This is a genomic window from Vreelandella sedimenti, assembly GCF_013416325.1.
Lineage (GTDB): Bacteria > Pseudomonadota > Gammaproteobacteria > Pseudomonadales > Halomonadaceae > Vreelandella > Vreelandella sedimenti.
This window is the reverse complement of the sequence record NZ_JACCGK010000017.1, coordinates 53,001-72,621: the sequence shown is the minus strand read 5'-3', so window position 1 is coordinate 72,621 and position 19,621 is coordinate 53,001. Positions and strand designations below refer to the sequence as shown.

At 50.2% G+C, this 19,621-nt stretch carries 12 protein-coding genes; 1 reads left to right on the top strand and 11 read right to left on the bottom strand.

Translation table 11 applies throughout. The annotated features are described in order from the left end of the window. Positions 1 to 79: 79 nt before the first annotated feature. From HZU72_RS18315 to HZU72_RS18275, 9 genes are all read right to left on the bottom strand, one after another. Entirely contained in the window at positions 80 to 865 is a 786-nt protein-coding gene (locus HZU72_RS18315) for a glycosyltransferase family 61 protein (protein ID WP_443089500.1), read from the bottom strand. A gap of 842 nt (positions 866 to 1,707) precedes the next feature. Next, entirely contained in the window at positions 1,708 to 2,943 is a 1,236-nt protein-coding gene (locus HZU72_RS18310; RefSeq protein ID WP_180094716.1) for a glycosyltransferase family 61 protein, read from the bottom strand. Between the two features lie 195 nt (positions 2,944 to 3,138). Continuing rightward, the gene (locus HZU72_RS18305) at positions 3,139 to 4,140 is read right to left on the bottom strand and encodes a UDP-glucuronic acid decarboxylase family protein (protein ID WP_180094714.1); all 1,002 of its coding nucleotides are present in this window, start codon (positions 4,138 to 4,140) and stop codon (positions 3,139 to 3,141) included. 109 nt (positions 4,141 to 4,249) lie between these two features. Then, a complete protein-coding gene (locus HZU72_RS18300; protein ID WP_235976169.1) occupies positions 4,250 to 6,133 on the bottom strand; it encodes an ABC transporter ATP-binding protein in 1,884 nt (627 codons plus the stop codon). An 86-nt stretch (positions 6,134 to 6,219) separates the two neighbouring features. Next, positions 6,220 to 7,506 (bottom strand): exopolysaccharide biosynthesis polyprenyl glycosylphosphotransferase, encoded by a 1,287-nt coding sequence (locus HZU72_RS18295; RefSeq protein ID WP_180094712.1) that lies wholly within the window; start codon positions 7,504 to 7,506, stop codon positions 6,220 to 6,222. A gap of 141 nt (positions 7,507 to 7,647) precedes the next feature. Then, entirely contained in the window at positions 7,648 to 9,849 is a 2,202-nt protein-coding gene (locus tag HZU72_RS24150) for a polysaccharide biosynthesis tyrosine autokinase (protein ID WP_180094710.1), read from the bottom strand. Positions 9,850 to 11,032: 1,183 nt separating this feature from the next. Beyond that, positions 11,033 to 11,509: a hypothetical protein gene (locus HZU72_RS18285; protein WP_180094709.1), complete on the bottom strand. Its 477-nt coding sequence runs from the start codon at positions 11,507 to 11,509 to the stop codon at positions 11,033 to 11,035. A 52-nt stretch (positions 11,510 to 11,561) separates the two neighbouring features. After that, entirely contained in the window at positions 11,562 to 13,271 is a 1,710-nt protein-coding gene (gene pgi, locus HZU72_RS18280) for a glucose-6-phosphate isomerase (protein ID WP_180094707.1), read from the bottom strand. Between the two features lie 294 nt (positions 13,272 to 13,565). After that, positions 13,566 to 14,993: a phosphomannomutase gene (locus tag HZU72_RS18275; protein ID WP_180094705.1), complete on the bottom strand. Its 1,428-nt coding sequence runs from the start codon at positions 14,991 to 14,993 to the stop codon at positions 13,566 to 13,568. Positions 14,994 to 15,314: 321 nt separating this feature from the next. Here HZU72_RS18275 and HZU72_RS24145 point away from each other — a divergent pair, with 321 nt between their 5' ends. Further along, positions 15,315 to 16,754, top strand: coding sequence for a flagellin N-terminal helical domain-containing protein (locus HZU72_RS24145; protein ID WP_180094703.1), 1,440 nt, complete (start codon positions 15,315 to 15,317; stop codon positions 16,752 to 16,754). Positions 16,755 to 17,059: 305 nt separating this feature from the next. On the opposite strand, the gene pgm is transcribed toward HZU72_RS24145, so the two are convergent. Together pgm and cysQ are read right to left on the bottom strand one after the other, a co-directional pair. Next, a complete protein-coding gene (gene pgm / locus HZU72_RS18265) occupies positions 17,060 to 18,655 on the bottom strand; it encodes a phosphoglucomutase (alpha-D-glucose-1,6-bisphosphate-dependent) (RefSeq protein ID WP_180094701.1) in 1,596 nt (531 codons plus the stop codon). Between the two features lie 187 nt (positions 18,656 to 18,842). Continuing rightward, positions 18,843 to 19,616 carry a 3'(2'),5'-bisphosphate nucleotidase CysQ gene (cysQ, locus tag HZU72_RS18260; protein ID WP_180094699.1) on the bottom strand — a complete coding sequence of 258 codons (774 nt, stop codon included), beginning with the start codon at positions 19,614 to 19,616 and terminating at the stop codon, positions 18,843 to 18,845. Positions 19,617 to 19,621 lie beyond the last annotated feature (5 nt).

The window sequence follows — 19,621 nt, the reverse complement described above, 5'->3', positions numbered from 1 at the left end:
TTATTGGCGCGATCGGTATATTGAGCAACGACATCCAATACAGATTCTATCTGAGAATCTGACACAATGATGTCGTCCTTTAAACCGCTGTTAGCNCTATCTGAGAATCTGACACAATGATGTCGTCCTTTAAACCGCTGTTAGCGCCCTCCACCCGTTTGCAAATATAAGGGTAATAAAACAACTTATTTTGCGCAGCTAACTCGCTAAAACATGACACCATGTGCTGCTCAGATAACAAGTCAATGATGACAGTATGAGGGCCACACCACACCACGTTAGTCAAAGCAGCGCCATGAGGTGCGCAGATGATAGCCGCGGTAGCGAACAGCTGCTGCTGCTCCGTGATACTTAATCCTTTCAAGGTATGCACCTCGAAACCCTTTTCACGAAGGCGGTTGCGGATAACACTTTCATTAGCAACGCATCTACGGTCAGCATCGGCGCGTGATACGAAGATAAGGCGGTTTCCCTTTGGTACTTTGGGTGTCCACCCACACATGTCATGCATTGCGCGACATAACCACGACGGCAGATTTGCAGCACCTTTATGTCGAATCGGCACGATCAATTTATCAAATGAAAGAACTTCATACTTGGCGTAAGGAATTACCTGCGACTCATGTATGCCACAAAGCCTCAGAACATCCCATTGCCAAGTCAAATTTGCGAGCGGAATAAGGTAATAATCCGGAAGCTTCTCTGCAGTAAGATGCTGTCGTATGTACCAGATATCGGCAATTACATCAGCCCAAAAATGATAGTAATTAGCATTGTCGTATACGAAGTTACCCAAGAGCGCAGCGCTACCCGGCAAATTAGTATGATTTTCTCGCTTCAGCCAATATCTCAAGTTTATGCGCATGAAGCGAAAAGTAAAAAAAAGTTCTGGGACAGTGCCTTTCAGCGGACGATAATTGCTGGTGAAGACAATGGCCTTGCGAGAGTCTGCACGACGCTTTTGAACTTCTAATAACGGCCTACACATCAGCAGTTTCCCCTTGTCGACAACACAAACACCAGAAAGCTTAGAATTTCTAGCACTTTCCCGTTTAAGTGTTTCATGCGTCAACCCAAGACCCATGGTGGCATCATCGGATATAGAAACTTGTTCGTTAATTTTATTATCATACCAAGAAGAAAATGCGGATTTTTTTGGACTCACTAACCAAGCATAAAGAACCTTTCTCACAGGCACCTTTATTACAACCATTATCAAGCCATTTAAGTATTTTCTTATAAATTTAATCATTCGGCTACTCTTTTAGTTGTCGACAGGCACGCCTAAATCTTGCTTAAAGCAGGCTTGCCAGGCGGTCTAAGTTGCCATGTACAACACGTAACCTATCATAAAGCACGGGATTACCATGATCTGTAACTACTAAATTGCCACTGTTAGCATCAGGGGCCACTAATAACTAATCTTTTATATCATTTCAGACAAGTTACTGTCGTTGTAATAGCGAGTCTCTAGGCAGTCTGGGTTTCCTCATTCGTGAGGAAGTGACACTCTTACAAATTGACTAATTTATCAATAGGTAATGCCACCAAAAACAAGTCTGCCAAGATGACTGGCACTATTCACTGACAGAAAATAACTTTGGCCTTCTCCAGGATTAATTAAAGACGACGCTATTTTTATTTTACACTTTCTCTCTATATAACTCTTACGACCATAGTCCATCTAATATATAATCCAACTTCGCCTTAACTTTCCAATACTTCACCCGTTAATTTTAAATGATGGGTTACGATATCCAATACGGAATCGATCTGAGAATCTGACACAATGATGTCGCCCTTTAAACCGCTGGCAGTGCCCTCCACCCGTTTGCAAATATAAGGGTAATAAACCAACTTATTTTGCGCAGCCAACTCACTAAAACATGGAACCAAGTGCTGTTCAGATAAAAAGTCAATAATGATGGTACCTGGGCCACACCACGCCACATTGGTCAAAGCAGCGCCGTGAGGTGCGCAGATGATAGCCGCGGTAGCGAACAGTTGCTGCTGCTCTGTGATACTTAATCCTTTCAAGGTATGCACCTCGAAACCCTTTTCACGAAGGCGATTGCAGATAACACTTTCGTTAGCAACACACCTGTAATCGGCATCAGCGCGCGACACGAAGATCAGACGCTTCCCTTTGTGCGGTGTTGGCGTCCAACCACACATGTCATGCATCGCGCGGATCAGCCATGAGGGCAGGTTTAAGGCCCCCTTGTCTCGAATCGGTATGATCAACCTATCAAGTGATAAAACATCATGCTTAGCGTAAGGAATCACCTGTGACTCATGGATGCCACAAAGCGTGAGTATGTCCCACTGCCAAGCCAAATTTGCGAACGGAACCAAGTAATAGTCTGGAAGCTCCTCTGCAGCAAGATGCTGGCGTACGAACCAGATATCGGCGATCACGTCGACCCAAAAATGGTAATAGTTAGCGTTGTCAAATTCGCAATTTCCCAAGAGTGCAACGCTGCCCGTCAAGCTGACAGCTTTTTTTCCTTTCCGCCAATATGCCCAGTTTCTGCGCACTAACGCGAGGGAAAGGGAATGTTGTGAACCAGGGTATTTCAATGGACGATAGTTTCTGGTGCTGACAATCGCCTTGCGAGCATCAGGATGTCGCTGAAACACTTCCAGCGGACGGTACATCAACAGCTTTCCTTTGGATAGCACACATACACCAGAATATTCTACCTTGTTTATACTTTTCCATTTCAGTGGTTCAAAAGTTGGTTTAAAACCTGTGGCATCCTCATCAGTCTCAACTCCTTTCTCAACTCCCTTCTCAACAACGTTGCTGTACCAAGCAGAAAATCTGGACTTTATTGGGCTAGCTAAACAAGCGTTTTCCAGCAGAGCCAACATCTTCTTAATGGGTGCTTTTATTGTACTCCTCACCACGTTTTTAATGAGTGTTATTATAGAGTTAGTCATCGGTACACTCGCATATTTTTAACTGAGTTTTAACTGAGTTATTGACTGAGCTTTTGATAAAAATAAAATATTGTGACTTGAAGTACGACTGCTCTTTGATGGAACTTGAGGCTGACAATCCAGAGTCCAGCCTCACTTAACCCTATCGACCCAGCCATCAGAACATACCCACTAAGTACGGTGTTGAGTTTTACTTCATACAGCCTGGATGCTGTAGGTCGGTTCATTGACCTCCGGGTTGACGTTCATGACATCACCGTGACGTTTCAACAGACCAGTAAAATAGTCGATCGTTTTTGTCAGCCCCTCCTCCAGCGCTACGGAAGGAGCCCACCCAAGCTTCTCTGCAGCCTGGCGGAGATCCGGACGGCGCTGCCTTGGGTCATCCATAGGAAGGGGGTGATAGCTTAGATGACTACTGCTGCCCGTAAGCTTTATCACCTTTTCAGCCAGCTCACGCATCGAGAATTCGCCGTCATTCCCCAAATTGACAGGGCCTATTACCCCGTCTGTATTCATGAGCCGAACCAAGCCATCGACAAGGTCATCAACATAACAGAAGCTGCGTGACTGATGTCCGTCTCCGTAGATGGTGATTTCTTTATCCTGTAACGCCTGCATGATGAAGTTGCTGACAACTCGCCCGTCATCCGGGTGCATCCGCGGCCCGTATGTATTGAATATACGCGCCACTTTGATATCCATTTGATACTGCCGGTGATAGTCGAAAAATAATGACTCGGCACAGCGCTTGCCTTCATCGTAGCAGCTTCTTATACCGATAGGATTGACCATGCCCCAGTAGGTTTCAGGCTGTGGGTGAACCTCCGGATCGCCATAGACCTCACTTGTTGACGCCTGAAGAATTCTTGCCTTGGTACGTTTGGCTAGCCCCAAAAGATTGATGGAACCGTGCACACTCGTTTTGATGGTTTGCACGGGATCGAGCTGATAGTGAATGGGACTTGCCGGACACGCGAGGTTATAAATCTGATCAACCTCCACAAATAAAGGCAGGTTTATGTCGTGGCGAATGATTTCGAATCTCGGGTTCCCATGCATGTGCATGATATTGTCCTTGCTACCCGTAGAGAAATTATCGACACAGATGACGTTATTCCCTTCGCTCAAAAGCCGCTCACACAGATGCGACCCAACGAACCCCGCCCCGCCGGTCACTAATATTGTGTTAATCATTGCACTCTCCTGTCTCTTTTCAGAAAGGTTGTCAGGGCACTGAACCCTCACTCGGTCTTAATCTAGAGTTGAGAACTTGCGAGATATAAAGCGGTTTGATAACTGGCGTTTATGCGTGTTGAGCCATACGCTGGAAAGTCTTGTTTCGACTCAACAATGATGGGTAATCACCTTGATCAACGACTCTTCCCTTGGAAAGCAAGTAGATCTGATCGCAATGTCTTACCGTTGCTAAGCGGTGGGCGATGATGACAATAGTCTTCTTACCGGAAAACGCGTTGATGGCCTCCATGATGCTATTTTCAGTAATACCATCCAGAGCGCTGGTGGCCTCGTCTAGAATCAGTACATCCGCGTCATGATAGAGGGCTCGGGCAATACCGATACGTTGACGCTGGCCGCCGGAGAGCTGTACGCCCCGCTCCCCGACTCGAGTGTCAAGGCCATCCGGCAATTCGGCGAGGAGCTCATCCAGGTGTGCCAAACTCGCAGCACGGTGAACCTTCACATCATCAAGGGCGTGAGGCGGCAAACCGAAGCCAATATTCTCGCGTATGCTGCCGTCTGCCAAAAAAATAGATTGGGGTACGAAACCCAAGGCGTTCTGCCAGGCACGTCGATTCACAGACGTCACCGGCTGGTCATCGATCAACAGTTGCCCCTTGCAAGGCTCGATCAGGCCCAGTAGCAAATCAATAGCGGTCGATTTACCGGAGCCAGAAGCACCGACAAGACCCACTATCTGGTTAACTGGAATCACAATATCCAGCCCCCTTAACGCCGGCTCCTGCTTGCCAGGATAGGAAAAGGTCACGTTGTCTAGCCGCACGTGCTGCTTGGGGGATAATGGCTCAACAGCCCGCTCGGTCTTACTCGCTTGAACGGCAAGGCGCGCTTTACTGCTGTTGTAAAGGTCATCTCGCAGGGCATCGAAGGAGGCCAGATTGCCGCGGATCTGTGAGAGGCTGGTATAGACCTGCTGAAAGGCCGGCAATAACTTAAACCCCGCCAGGGCATAAACGGAAAGTACTGGCAAAATGGAGCCCAAGTTGCCTTCGTACGCGGCCAGCAGATACAGCACTAGGAAGATTACGCTACTAAAGGCAACCAGCTCCATTGCGTAGCGCGGCGCCATGCTCAGGGTCTGGGTGGTACCCTGGGCTTCGGCGAAGCGGTCGCATGCACCATCGAAGTGTTCAGTGAACAGCTGCTGGCGGCCCAGCACCAAGGTATCCTTGATACCTCCGAAGCCCTCGGCCATAAGCTTGAAACGCAGCTGCTGCGCCTCGGAAATACTCTTGCCATTGCGGATCAGCCGCCGACGCACGGTACGAAAGAGCAGCACATAAGCCAAGGATAAAATCGTCAGCCCCGCCAGGGCCACCAGCGGGTTATAGAGAAAGATCGCCACCGACATGAACAGCGCCATTACCAGCTTGGCGTTCATCTGCAACAAAGGGTTAATCACCGAGTTGGTGATGCGCTGACACTCTTGAGCGATCTGATTGGTCAGTTGGCTGCTGCTGCCGCTGGCGTGGAAAAGCCAGGACTGGTGCATGTAATGGGTGTAGAGACGGCTGGCGAGCTGTGCCCCCACACGAGCGCCATACATCGAGAGCCGCCAGATGGTGTACATCGAGATCAGCGCCGCGCCGATGAAGATGACCAGCACGCCAATACCCAGCCAGAACAGAAAGGCTTGTGGCGTATCAAGACCGCTGGCATGGTAAAGCTCAGCCATCCTCCCCTCGCCCTGCAGCTGGCTCATATCACCGACCAGACCCATGAAGGTACCGATGGACACCACCCCAGCGATCTCGGTGAAGGACATCAACACCACCAGGAATTGCAGGCGCAGGAGCTTTTTGCGCTGCTCGGCGGTAAGGAGAGCGTAGAGCTCCTTTAGCTGGCTCAGCATAGAGCAATAGGTAAAGTAATTAGAGGGAGGGTTGAAGCGTCGGGCGCCAGGGAAGAGCCCAAACGTATCAGGCATAGATGTCGCATATCAGGTCGCTTCTGTTGAGTGCCTGGCCCTTACAAGTCATGGCACTATTTGGAGGGGAATTAGTTGGAGGGGAATTAGCGGCTGCCGAAGCCGGTCAGCACGGTACGGATGGTGCGCATCACAATAAGCAGATCGAGCCAGAAAGAAATGTTCTTGATGTAGTAAAAGTCGTATTCCAGTTTCTGGTTCATGCCATCCACTTCTGCTGCGTAGCCCTGCTCTACCTGTGCCCAGCCAGAGATACCGGGACGAACGACGTGTCGATAGTGAAAGAAAGGCACGTCTTTCTGGTACCAATGTGCTAGATCCATGGATTCTGGACGCGGACCAATCAGGCTCATGTCCCCCTTCAGCACGTTGAACAACTGAGGAAGTTCATCCACGCGGTACTTCCGAATCACCTTGCCAACACGAGTGATGCGTGGATCCTCATTATTTTCGGTATAACCCATTCCCTGCTGGTCGATGTACATGCTTCGGAACTTGTAAACAGTGAAGGGTTGGCATTGGAAGCCCATGCGCTGCTGGGTGAATAAAACGGGGCCGGGGCCCTCCATACGAATAGCAATAGCGGTGATGGCCATGATTGGCAAGATGAGAGGCAACGTTGCCAGGATAGTCAGCAAATCCAGGTACCGTTTAATCATTTCGTAGCCTTCATCCGGCTGCAGGCTTCCATAGCGATTCTCGTAGAGATGACCAAGCTGAACACGACCCGTTAGCCACTCATAAGTAGTGGTGGCGTGATAGACGGGAATGCGGTGAAGCGTACAGTCTGCCAGGAACTCCTCCCACTCAGGAGGGAGATCGTCGTACAAATCGGCTACCACGCCATCCACGCGAACATTATCCAGCCCAGGTGAGCCAAGGCTGTGCCAATTAACACCGGGTATATGGCACAGGCTTGGTGCCTTGCCATAAGGCACCACGGCAAGTTTGAGTTCACGGTAATGCTGAGCAACCCAGTAACCCACAGTAGAAAAAGAAGCAGTGAGAAAGTAACTGGTAAGGAAGAGTGTCTCGCTAGGCTCGAACGACATCAAACGAAGCATCGTGAAGAGAGTGGCAAAACAAACCGAAGTGACCGGTATGCTCAAAAAATAGCCAAGAGTACCGGGAAGCTGGTTAATACACTGCAAGACGGTAAGCGAACACCAGTAAGCTAATGTAATAGCGAACAACGTCACCAGCTGGTCACTATCGGCACCATTCCAAATGGCTTCACCCCAGATGGCCAGTGCAGGAAAAATGATCGTAAGGTGAAAACCCAGCAAAAGTTGCAGCTTGCGACTCAGCAGCAGTCGATTAAGGAATCGGGAGTGTCGGCTTTGCACCGGGAAGATGGAAGTGATCGTTGCCATAGTTTACTCCCCTGTTCGCCACTGACAATCTGGACCTTAAGGGCCACATTGATGGTTAGTCTGATGGCGTACGACACGACGCCCTCGATATCTACAGCGACGACAAGCGAGCATCGTCCCTCCAGAAAAACTTAATTATTATTAAGAATATTTATAGTGGCCGTAATAGCCATAATTGGTGGCGGCTGTACGTTCCATAGCGTTGAGGATGGCGCCTTTGAGAGTGACGCCGCTGGTTCCAAGACGCTGTATCGTTGCTTCGATTTCCCGCGCCGGATTCATTCCGAAACGCACCACGAGCAAGCTAGTGCCAACCTGCTTACCAATGATGGCGGCATCGGTCGCCGCCAGTACCGGTGGGGTATCGATAATCACCAGGTCGTAGCGGGAGGACACATCCTTCATTAGCTGTGAAAAGCTCGGCTGCATCAGCAGTTCAGAAGGGTTGGGCGGAGAGACGCCTCGAGAGATATAGTCCAACCCTTCCACCGCGGTACTACGAACCGCTCCTTCTAATGTCAGTTGACCAACCAGTAGTTCGGAAAGCCCAGCATCGCTTTCGCCTTGAAAGGCATGGTGGAGATGCCCCTTACGCAGGTCGCCATCGATGACGAGTACCTTCTGACCAGTCTGGGCACAAACCGCGGCCAGGTTAGCGCTAATGAAGCTCTTTCCGACCGTTGGTGAAGACCCCGTAATCATGAGTCGGTTGTTATCCGCATCCATCATGGCGAAGTGCAAGCTGGTGCGCAGACTGCGTATAGCTTCGATAGAGAGATCATTCGGGCTTCGCAAGGCCAGCAGGTCACAAAGACCAATACGCTGACGCAGAGCGGCGCGCTTGCGGTAATGCGAACCGGTCTTGAAGCCTCCCGAAAGCTTCTTCTGCTCAACGGAAAGGGGCACGGCCGCATAGACAGGAAGGCCCTGATCCTCAAGCTGCTTGGGTACTTCGATGCTACGATTGAGTAGGTAGCGAGCCAAAACGATAGCAATCGCGACGAACAAGCCCATGAGCAAACTTCTGGACACGATCCGGCTTGAAAGCGGCGCAATGGGCCACGGCTGGACGACAGCCGAGTCGAGTATCCTGACATTGCCCACCGTTCCCGCCTGAATCAGGCGCATTTCTTGCTGCTTGTTGAGCAGCTGTATATAGATTTCCTGATTAACGCGAGCCGCCCGCTCAAGCCTAAGGATCTCCTGCTGGGTTTCGGGGAGGTCGTGAATCTGAATTTCCAATTCCGCTTTGCTTTCTTCCAGTCGCTGCTTCTTATTAACCAGCACTTGGTAGGTTGGGTGACCACTAGTGAAACGTTGCCCCAGTTCGATCCGCTGAAACTCGATATCCGACAATTGATTTTCGATTGTCACCAGATTGTTCAGCATGGCTTCGGTCTGGAAATCCAGATCAACGGAATCGCGTTGGGCGCGATAATCGTTCAGGTTAGATTCTGAAGCGGAGAGCTGTTCGCTAACCTGGGGAATCTGTTCCGCAAGGAACTGAAGCTGACGGTCGGCCTGGGCGGACTGACGCTCGATGTTTTGTGCCAGGAAGACCTCCATAATAGTGTTGAGAGTATCCTCAATCTGCGTTCTGTCCTGACCGGTCAGGCGAAGATTGACCAGCCACTCCCCTTCCGCTTGGGAGCTACTCAAACTTGATTTGAGCGCATTGATCGCACTCAGACGGGTACTTAGGGATAGCAGGAACTCGGCACCTGCATGCGCTTCGAGGCGTTGCACGAACAACCGATAACCATCGTCGCTGTGCAGTGTTTCGCCAGCCTGCCCGGTAAACAAAACACGCTCGCCCTGTAGCAAGGTATAACCACCATCACCCTCTGAGCGGATAATGTAGGGACCTCTAGAGGCCCCCTCGGGCACTTCGAATCGCGAGACATCGACAAATTCATTGGCCCATACATAAGGATGATCACGCATCAAAGAGGGTACGGACACACCCCGGTTGACGAGGAAGTTACCGAGAAAGTACAAGCGCCTGGGGGTGACTCGGATGGTCAGATTTTCGCGGTCAACTGCCCCACCCAGTACCATTCTCGATTTCAGGATTCCGATCTCGGTCAGTGTCCTGTTTTCCTCAAGGCTTGCCTGCCCCGACATCCCGGGCAGGTTGATCAGCGTGCTATCCTTGCTTTCTACCTGCACAAGCGAATCGGCACTGTATATGCGGGGCTGCGAGCCAGCATACAGGTAGCCACCGACACCAAAAAGAAATATTACAAATAAAATCAACCACTTACAGTCAACTAGCCAGCCAAAAAAATGGCCAAGGTCGATGTCTGGCGCGTAGGTTGGTTTTGAGGGCGGGCTGTCTGTCACGCGGCGACCTTATATAGACGTTGAGAAAAGAGATTAAGTAACTTTAGAGGAAGCAGGTATAGGTATAGGTGTATGAAACGATAAGGTTATAAGCATGGTGGTTAAATAAAAGCGTGGCGGATAAAGGCATATTTAGTGCAACTATCTGGTGCAACTAGTTGGTGCAACTTGGTGAAACTTTATGCAACTTGATACAACTTGGTGCAACTTGCCATCAGCCACGCTACCGCCCCAGGATATAGCGGCAATCCCCGAGACCAAGCGTTTTTATAACATTTAAACGCATTGTGTATTTTTAGTAATCTTGGATAAAAAGCACAGCGCCCAAGATTGAACTTAATAATAATTAACTGACTAAAAAAGTAACACCAGAAACTTAAATGTTTTAAAACCGGCATCAACTCATTCTTTTAATTACACATTTCTTCGTCGTAAACCATTATTTAAAATAAATTTTTTGATTGATCAACCATGCATATTGATCGTATATACTCATGAGTCGTCATACGTAAAAGACCGACAATCAACCTAGTGCAGCCCTCAGTTCGGATCGGCGCCTGGCATGTATCTGTCATTTATTATGATGGTGAGGGGTTTCTTCTTTTAACCACGCTACCGCCCCGGGGTATAATGGCAACCCTCGATACCAAATATTTATATCATTCAATAAATTTATTAATTTTTATAAGACTGGACAAAAACTGCCAAGCGCACAAGAACCAATTTAATAAAACAAACTGACCACATAAGTAACACCCATAACTTATATTTCAAATTTCGCGGCTTATCTCATACTTCTGATTAGAAGATAACTAGTAATAAACTTTTATTTAAAGTGTATTATCAACTAATAATCAGCATCTATTAATCACACATACACGTGAGCCCACCTAACTTATTGGGTGAGTAAGAAGAGAAGGTAATGCCAGAGGAGTACTCGACATGGGTAAGGCTACCCACGGGGATGGCCGCGAAGCTACACGGGCCACCAGGCACTGGCGGCGCCGTATCTGCGGTATATTGGGATGAGGTGAAACGAGGCTTTGTACAAAAAACCGACGAGCGAAGGCAAAGCAAAGCAAAGCAAAGCAAAGATCAGTGAAAAAAGAATCGGGTTGACGTTCAGGGCGAGTTGTAACGCTGAATTATCGAGCGTAGGCAGCTCTTACCCAGCCTAACTTGTCTAGCGTACTTCCTTAAGCGTGGGTACCTGCACTCTACTAATTCCACCCAATCTCCACGCCTCGACTGGATTTCCGACTTCGGGTACCCCGAATGCCCCCCAAATCACTCGAAACGTGGTTGCGTACACAGACCCGTCACCCATAACAATGTTCGTATCAATGTGAAATCTACGCTTTTGCTCTTGCATTAATGCATTACCAAGATCTGATATAGTTTCAATGCTTAATATCCTTTTCTCTCTGCATGCTTCATGGAAGGCTGAAAACTTTTCGTCATAATAGAGATCAGGAGCAATTTCCCGCTGATGCATTGCAAGATGCCTGTCTTTATCGCCATCACAGATCGCTTGAACAGCTGCTTCGACCATTCCTGTGGCTGTCTCGCTATACACTTCATCCGCCAAAACAGAGCAAGATAGCAGCAGTGAAAGCGCCGTAGTGGTCGAAATAAAGATGACATTCATTTTTTTAAACATTCTAATTTACCTTTATTTTTTTAGCTCCGCTCAACTTGAAACAGAGCAACACTCACTTTCTCCATTCGCTTACTTTTTTCAGCAATTGTAAGGTACTAGGATCGTTAACTATGTCATGTACGATGTCATGTTCTATGTCATGTACGATGTCTTGCTCGGAAGCCTCCCCTGCCAGCGCTTGGTAAAGGCGGGTGGCCAGCTTCTTGCCTAGCTCGACGCCCGGCTGATCAAAAGGGTTTAGGTTCCACAATACCGATTGAACAAACACCTTGTGTTCGTAAAGCGCTAACAGTGCCCCCATACTCCAAGCGTTTAGCTGATTAAGCAGCAAAAGCGAATTAGGCTGGTTGCCGCGATGACTCTGAGCCATAGATCCGCGCAGTGCATTAGGAATAGCATCGTCACCCAACGCGAACAACTGCGCCTGGGCTAGGCAATTAGCTAAGGTTAGTTGCTCCTGGGAGGCCAACGACTCACGCACAGCCTGTGTTGCTGCTACCTCACGCCCGGCCACCGCTACAAAATCGGCACTTACCGTATGCCCGCCCTGATGCATAAGTTGATAAAACGCATGCTGAGCATTCGACCCCACATCGCCCCAGATAATTGGGCAGGTCGCATGAGTAACAGAGCGCCCATCCAGGCACACACTCTTACCATTTGATTCCATCTCTAATTGCTGTAAATAGGCAGGCAAACTTTTCAGCCGGGCATCATAAGGCAGTATGGCATGGCTGGAAATATTCAGAAATTGGCAATTCCAAGCGCCCACTAATGCGACTAAGACGGGCAAATTTTCGGTCAGCGGCGTCTCCAGGAAGTGGCGATCCATCATGTGCGCCCCTTCGAGCAGCGAATTAAATTTAGCCATACCAAGCTGCATCGCAACGCTGACACCAATTGGCGACCATAATGAAAAACGCCCACCAATCCAGTCTTTAAAGACCAATTGATGGGCGTCAGGAATACCAAACTCAGTCATTTTATCCGGTCTGGAGGAGACCCCTAAAAGTTGATAGCAACAAATAGTGGGCACATCAACTTCCAGTGATTCACTCAACCATACCAAGGCCGTTTGTACATTGAACTGCGTATCCGCTGTGGTAAACGATTTAGATGCCAACACCAATAGCGTGGTAGCAGGATCCAGTGACTCCATCAACGGTAAAAGCTGGGTGCCATCCATGCTAGAGACGAAGTGAACGTTGACAACAGTATGGCTTGGTCGATCTGCCAAAGCTTCACTAATCAGTTTTGGCCCTAAATCAGACCCGCCAACGCCAATATGCACTACATCGGTGATTGACTGCCCAGTGGCACCAAACCACTCACGCTGATGCACTCGCTCAACAATTTCGGCTAAGCGTAAACGCTGCTGCTGACAAAAAGCGGCGGCATCTTCCATGCCGTTGGGAGGAGTAGCAGCCGTTGGCCAGCGCGCTGCCATATGCATTGCCTCACGCTTTTCAGAGGTATTCATTTTAGCGCCAGCAAACAATGCTTTACGCTTCTCTTCAAGCCCACAGCTGTGTGCCCAATCAGTTAATAATGAAAGGGTCTCCTGAGTTACACGTTGCTTACTAAGGTCTAAATGTAGCGTATTAAAAGTAAATGCTAATGAACTAGAGCGCCGACGGGCTGAGGGAGTATCGCTACCAATCAGGTCACTGAGCGATTGCGCCTGGAGACGTTCAGCATGGGCCTGTAATGCATTTAATGGGGTATATACACGCTGCGACAGCTGTAAACTCGAACTATTCATTACTCCCCCTGTTCATTTGTTACTCTATTCAATTGCGACCCTATTCATTTGCGACCCCATGAATTTTTCATTCGGCCTAAAAGAAAAGAATAATTAGACATTAATCTATATTTACATAAATTAACATTCAAAGTCTACTTATCTATAACGGACAGGGAGATAGCAAGCAATATGAATATCTTCATTTTCTAAGATGAGAGTTTCCGAATTCAGGAGCTTAAGCAACCCAACCATAGCTTTTGCGCAAGCAAGCGGTTGGCTGCCATACCGCAACCCACCACCTTGCATGGTGGGTTATAAAAAATGAGCGCAAGCAGCTAGGCTTTTTTTGGCCACTTCGGCGGCCTGCTCTGACGTCCCAGCTTCTGCATAGCAGCGCAGTTCTGGCGCATTGCCTGATGGGCGAAGATGAACAACATCTCCTGTTGTAAGCGTTACCCGTAGACCATCGGTACTATCTACATGAATAATGCTCGCTTCCAAGCCCAACGCCTTTTGCATGGCAGGCAAGTCATCTTTCCATTGTGACAACAAAGCAGCGCTGCGCTCTGTAGGGAAGGATTTGAGCCTGTCACTGGCGGTAAAGCGCAATGGTAAGCCATCGACTAATGCTGACAGAGGCTTATTTTGCTGTGCAGCTGCTACCAGCAGTGTTAATGCGGGCAGCAAGGCATCACGCGTAGGCAGTGCCTCCAGGTAACCCGTTTCTTTTTGCAGCCGGCTCGCCAACAAAAAACCGCCATTCGCTTCGAACCCAGCTACCTGAGTATTTTGTTCAGTCAGCGCCCCCATAGCGGCCAGCACATAAGGTGAGCCTATGCGGGTACGTACCACCTGCGCAAATGCCCCACAGCCTTCAATAGCAGTATTACAACTCACCGGTACCGCTAGCGCCTGTATGCCTAATTCCCGAGCACATAGCAAACCAAGGATATCGCCACGCAACCACTGGCCATGTTCATCGGCCAACAACGGGCGATCGCCATCGCCATCCGTGGTGAATAATGCATCCAAGTTGTGCTCTGCTGACCAGGTGGAAGCCTTAGCACGGTCTTCTTCGCTAACCGCTTCGGTATCGACAGGTACAAACTGCTCACTACGGCCAAGAGGGATAACGCTTGCCCCCAGCGCTTCTAATACCTGCTGACTAAGGTCACGCCCCGCCGCAGAGTGTTGATACAGGCCCACACGCATACCTATCAGCGGCTTGCCCTCAAACCATGTTGTAAAACGCGTTAAGTAACGTTCATTAGCCGCATTGCGCTCGCTATTACGGGCAATCGCCCCCAGCTGTGGCAGTTCAACCTCAGCGTTTAGAATGGCCTGCTCATCCGCCTTGGTGATCTCACCCTCCGGCCGATAAAATTTGATGCCGTTACGATCAAAAGGAATATGGCTACCGGTAATCATGATTGCAGGGATACCATCCGCCATGGCCTGGAGCGCTAACGCAGGGGTAGGCAGGATGCCGTAGTCAGCCACTTCAATGCCCACCGCCCTTGCAGCAGCTGTACATGCCGCCGCCATGTCAGGGCTGTTCGGACGGCGATCCATACCCATGGCTACCCGGTTGACGTCAACGTGCTCGCGCATGACATGCAAAAAAGCCACGGTAAAGGCCGCACATACGTCATCGCTAAACTGTTCGACCAGCCCCCGGGCGCCGCTGGTGCCGAACGCGATACCGCTGTTGGCTATTAATTCTTTACACTGCTGGCTCATATCGGCGACGGCTTCCTTATAATTAGCAAATGGACAACCCAGTTGGTCTCGGTGCTCAACGACCTACGGCATTCTAAACGAATTCGGCCCAAGCTTGCGCCCCCGATGGATGGTGCCCGTCACTCCCCGCTCGATTCAATGACGAAAAGTAGGAAATGTGTCTGGGTCACAGGGGTTGGCCAAATAGTAGACAATCTGAGCGGTGGTAATGGGCCTTTGAATGTACTCAAAAAGCGTTAATGCAGAAAACACTAAAGTTTTATTTGTTCTGGCCGTATAAGGCTTATAATACATAATGTTATTTATAAAGAAGGGTTACCGATGCCAGCCATTAACACCAACCTTGCCGCTTTGGGTGGACAAAATAACCTAAGAAAAACGCAGGCCAGCTTAAACACTGCGATAGAGCGGCTCTCCTCAGGCCTGCGTATTAATAGCGCCAAAGATGATGCCGCGGGGCAGGCGATCGCCAACCGCATGGAATCCAATGTGCGCGCTAATACTACGGTCACTCGTGGCATTAATGACGGCATCTCGCTGATGCAAACCGCAGAGGGCGGGCTAGATGGTATCAATGACATCCTGCACCGCTCACGAGAATTAGCCGTGCAGGCGGCAAATGGAACCCTTTCCGATACCGACCGCGCTTCGGTAAACGCCGAGTATAAAGAGCTGCGTGCCGAGATTGATCGTATTGCCACGAGTACAGAAGCGTTTGGAAAATATCCGTTGGCGCCGGTTGAGTCCAGCTTGGGGGAAACCCAGAGTATGGGGGATCTCTTCGAAGATAGTGGCGATAGGCTTATGGGACAGGGCTCCGGCATAGAGCCTGTTACTTTCATCCCTAGTGGAGCCAAAAATGTCACTATCTCAGTTGATGGTTTGACCGGTGCTGAAGACGATATACAAATTTTCACTCGTAGCGGCAAGCACCTGGTTGGAACGCCTTTGGATGATTACACCTGGAAAGCGAATGGTGTTGATACGGCCGATGATCTTAAAGCTAAGATTTTCCAAAACTCTGAGAAAGACTTAGGTTTCTTTTCTGATGCTGAATATGATGCTTCTGACTTGTTTTATATTGAAGCAGATGCTGACGCCGTATTTTCAGATCAGCTTGAGGATGGTGAGACCAAGAGCTATGGCGGCATGACGTTTGTGTATACAGGTGATGGCGATCGCTTTAGTAGTGATACAGATGCAAGTGATGGCTCAACAGATGCCACCCATAGCCTGGAACGGGTCAATATTGATGAAGTAAAAGAGCCTTTAATATTGGTTGTGACAGGCACAGGCGTTTTTAACGTGCAGGCTGAGTGGGATGACATGCCTGCGTCTGACGCTACTTCTCCGGAGAGCGCTGCAACTGAAATTGTAGTCGATGCTCAGGTCGGTGAAAAAATGGACACTATTACTGTAGAGCCAACTCCAGCGGATCATGTGTCTCTTGGCTTGGAGGATGTTGAGCTAGACCCCATCGAAAAAGCGCGTGAAGCGATGGACAAGCTGCAGGAGGCGCTAAACCAAGTTGATGGTTACCGTGGTCAGTACGGCGCCCTCACTAATCGATTTGATAGCGCTATTGAAAACCTGGCAACGCAGAGCGTCAATACCACCGCGGCGAAATCGCGCATTATGGATACCGACTATGCTCAGGAAACCTCTGCTATGGCAAAGCTGCAGATTTTGCAGCAGGCAGGCACTTCTGTGCTAGCCCAAGCTAACCAGACCCCGCAAGGCGTACTTTCTCTTCTTGAGTAAGGTAAGGCGACAAGGTACAGCAAGTATTTTACCGCTAACCCAGGATTCTCACAGAGGATAAAGAAAGCGGCTGAAAATGCCATAATTTCAGGGCATTACGCCAGAAACCCACACCCACAGCCGCTATCCACAATGACACCTGAAGCACTGAACTTCTCGCCGTAAAAATTGAAATCGATTTTTACGGCGGTCACATCACCTCAAATTTTTGTCGCTCTCGAATGCTGGCATGGTGTGACCACCAGCATAGCGCCGACTCTATCGTAGTAATCAGCAAGAACAGCCGACAGTTCAAGGGGGCGGCTCTACCCTTTCAACACCCCCGCCAATAGCGCTTTAGCGTTTTCGATCAGCTCGTCCAGATGTTGCTCGCCTTTGAAGCTTTCGGCGTAGACTTTATATAGCGATTCCGTGCCGCTGGGGCGTGCGGCAAACCAGCCATTTTCGGTGGTGACCTTGATGCCACCAATCGAAGCGCCATTACCGGGGGCGTTGACCAGCACGGCAGTAATGGGATCACCCGCCAGCTGCTTCTCGGTCACGCTCTCAGCCGTCAGGTTTTTAAACGCCGCTTTCTCTTCCGGCGAACAGGCGGTATCCACCCGCTTGTAGAAGGGCTCGCCGAAGCGCTCGGTAAGGGTGCGGTAATACTCGCTAGGCGTTTTACCGGTCACTGACATAATTTCCGCTGCCAGCAAACACAGCACGATGCCATCCTTATCGGTAGACCACGCCTTGCCGTTGCGGGTCAGCAAGCTAGCGCCAGCACTCTCTTCGCCGCCAAACGCCAGCCAGCCTTCATGCAGACCTTCCACAAACCACTTAAAGCCTACCGGCACTTCATACAGCTCGCGCTGGTGAGAAGCGACGACTCGATCAATCATGGAAGAAGAAACCAGCGTCTTACCGACTTTTAGCGAAGCAGCCCACTCTGGGCGGTGGGTCATCAGGTAATCGATGCACACCGCCAAAAAGTGGTTTGGATTCATCAAGCCGTTGGCATCGACAATACCGTGGCGGTCGGCATCCGGGTCGTTACCAAAAGCGATATCGAAGCGGTCTTTAATGTTGAGCAGATTGGCCATCGCCGCCGGGCTTGAACAATCCATACGGATTTTGCCGTCGTGATCCGGCGGCATAAATGCAAACTCAGCATCGACCGTAGTATTCACCACCTCGAGATTGAGGTGGTAGTGCGCTGCTATCGCCTGCCACACCGGCAGTGCCGTGCCCCCCATGGGGTCGGCGCCTAAGGTCAGGTTAGCATCCTGAATCGCGGCAATATCCACCACGCTGCCGAGCTTGGCAACGTAATGTGCAGTGAAATCGTACTCCTGAGCGTGAGCAATCGCCTCGTCAACCGACACCGTGTGCACATCTTCTAATTGACGCAGCAGGTAAGCGTTAGCGCGTAGCTCGATCCAGCCGGTGGCATCGGTATCCGCCGGGCCACCGTGGTGCGGGTTGTACTTAATGCCGCCATCTTCCGGCGGATTATGCGAAGGCGTGATGATTAAGCCATCCGCGAGTGCCACATCCGGCGCCGCCTGATCCTCAGGGTGATTGTGGTGCAGAATTGCCTGGCTAATCAGCGGCGTCGCGGTGTAGCCGTGATCCTTCTCGACGAATACCGGCACCCGATTGGCAGCCAACACCTGCAGCGCGCACTCCCACGCCGGGCGAGAAAGCGCGTGGGTATCGAAACCTAAAAACAACGGCCCCTGGTAACCCGCCTCAAGGCGGTAATCGACCACTGCCTGGGTAATGGCGTAAATATGCGAGGCATTAAAGGTACGCTCGATGGAGCGGCCACGATGGCCAGAGGTGCCAAACGCTACGCGTTCCTTAACCACGCTGGCATTCGGCTGTTGTTCATAAAACGCTTTTAAAACGGCTTCCATTTGTGAACTCCTTTTTACAACACAACCAACGGGCAGCGATACAAAAGCAAAGCCTACAATAGCTTAGCCCATAATAACGAAAGCCCCTGTTTAAGGGGCTATATAACCATCAACGCTGCTTCTTTAACGTGTCCAACCGGTATACTGTTGATCAACAGTAAAGCGATACCTCAAGAGCTGCTCAGGCTTAATGCCCCCACACCACAAAGTAGGGGTTGAGCTTTTCGCTGGGGTTGGCGTAGCTAAGCGCCGTGCCTTCCAGGGTTTCTACCCGGCCGCCTGCTTCCAGCACTACCGCATGGGCGGCGCCGGTGTCCCACAAACAGGTGGGGCCCAAACGTGGGTAGGTATCGGCGAAACCTTCGGCAATGATGCACAGCTTCAGCGAACTGCCCATGGGCAGCATGGTGTGCTCGCCCAACTGTTCCAACCAAGCGGCCAAATCAGGACTAGGGTGCGAACGACTGCCCACTACACGCCATGCGGTACCCGGATTAGGTTTGCCTGCCACGGAAATAGCCTTACGATGACCATCGGCTTCAATCTTAAACGCGCCCAGCCCCCGTGCGGCCACATAGCCCACCTCAAGCGCCGGGGCAGTCACCACGCCGAGCACCGGCTTACCGTTTTCAATCAGGGCAATATTGACGGTGAACTCGCCGTTACGCTTGATGAACTCTTTGGTGCCATCCAACGGGTCAACTAACCAGTAGCGGCCCTCAGCATCAGCACCTGAAAACCCCTCAATATCCTCTTCAGAGAGGATCGGGATCTGCACCGGCAGCGCCTGCAAACCGCGCATAATAACGTTGTGCGCCGCTTTATCTGCCTCGGTTAACGGGCTTTTGTCTTCCTTCTCTTCCACGCTGAACTCGCGGGCGTAAACGCTCATGATGGCGTCGCCAGCTTCGCGAGCTATACCTTCAATGGCATCCAGCAGTACTTGATCAATAAGCGCCATAATCT

Coding starts and splice junctions, on each gene's coding strand:
- HZU72_RS18310 (WP_180094716.1), bottom strand. CDS start 2,943: ATGACTAACTCTATAATAACACTCATTAAAAACGTGGTGAGGAGTACA.
- HZU72_RS18295 (WP_180094712.1), bottom strand. CDS start 7,506: ATGGCAACGATCACTTCCATCTTCCCGGTGCAAAGCCGACACTCCCGA.
- pgm (WP_180094701.1), bottom strand. CDS start 18,655: ATGGAAGCCGTTTTAAAAGCGTTTTATGAACAACAGCCGAATGCCAGC.
- cysQ (WP_180094699.1), bottom strand. CDS start 19,616: ATGGCGCTTATTGATCAAGTACTGCTGGATGCCATTGAAGGTATAGCT.
- HZU72_RS18275 (WP_180094705.1), bottom strand. CDS start 14,993: ATGAGCCAGCAGTGTAAAGAATTAATAGCCAACAGCGGTATCGCGTTC.
- HZU72_RS24145 (WP_180094703.1), top strand. CDS start 15,315: ATGCCAGCCATTAACACCAACCTTGCCGCTTTGGGTGGACAAAATAAC.
- HZU72_RS18305 (WP_180094714.1), bottom strand. CDS start 4,140: ATGATTAACACAATATTAGTGACCGGCGGGGCGGGGTTCGTTGGGTCG.
- HZU72_RS18300 (WP_235976169.1), bottom strand. CDS start 6,133: ATGCCTGATACGTTTGGGCTCTTCCCTGGCGCCCGACGCTTCAACCCT.
- HZU72_RS18285 (WP_180094709.1), bottom strand. CDS start 11,509: ATGTTTAAAAAAATGAATGTCATCTTTATTTCGACCACTACGGCGCTT.
- pgi (WP_180094707.1), bottom strand. CDS start 13,271: ATGAATAGTTCGAGTTTACAGCTGTCGCAGCGTGTATATACCCCATTA.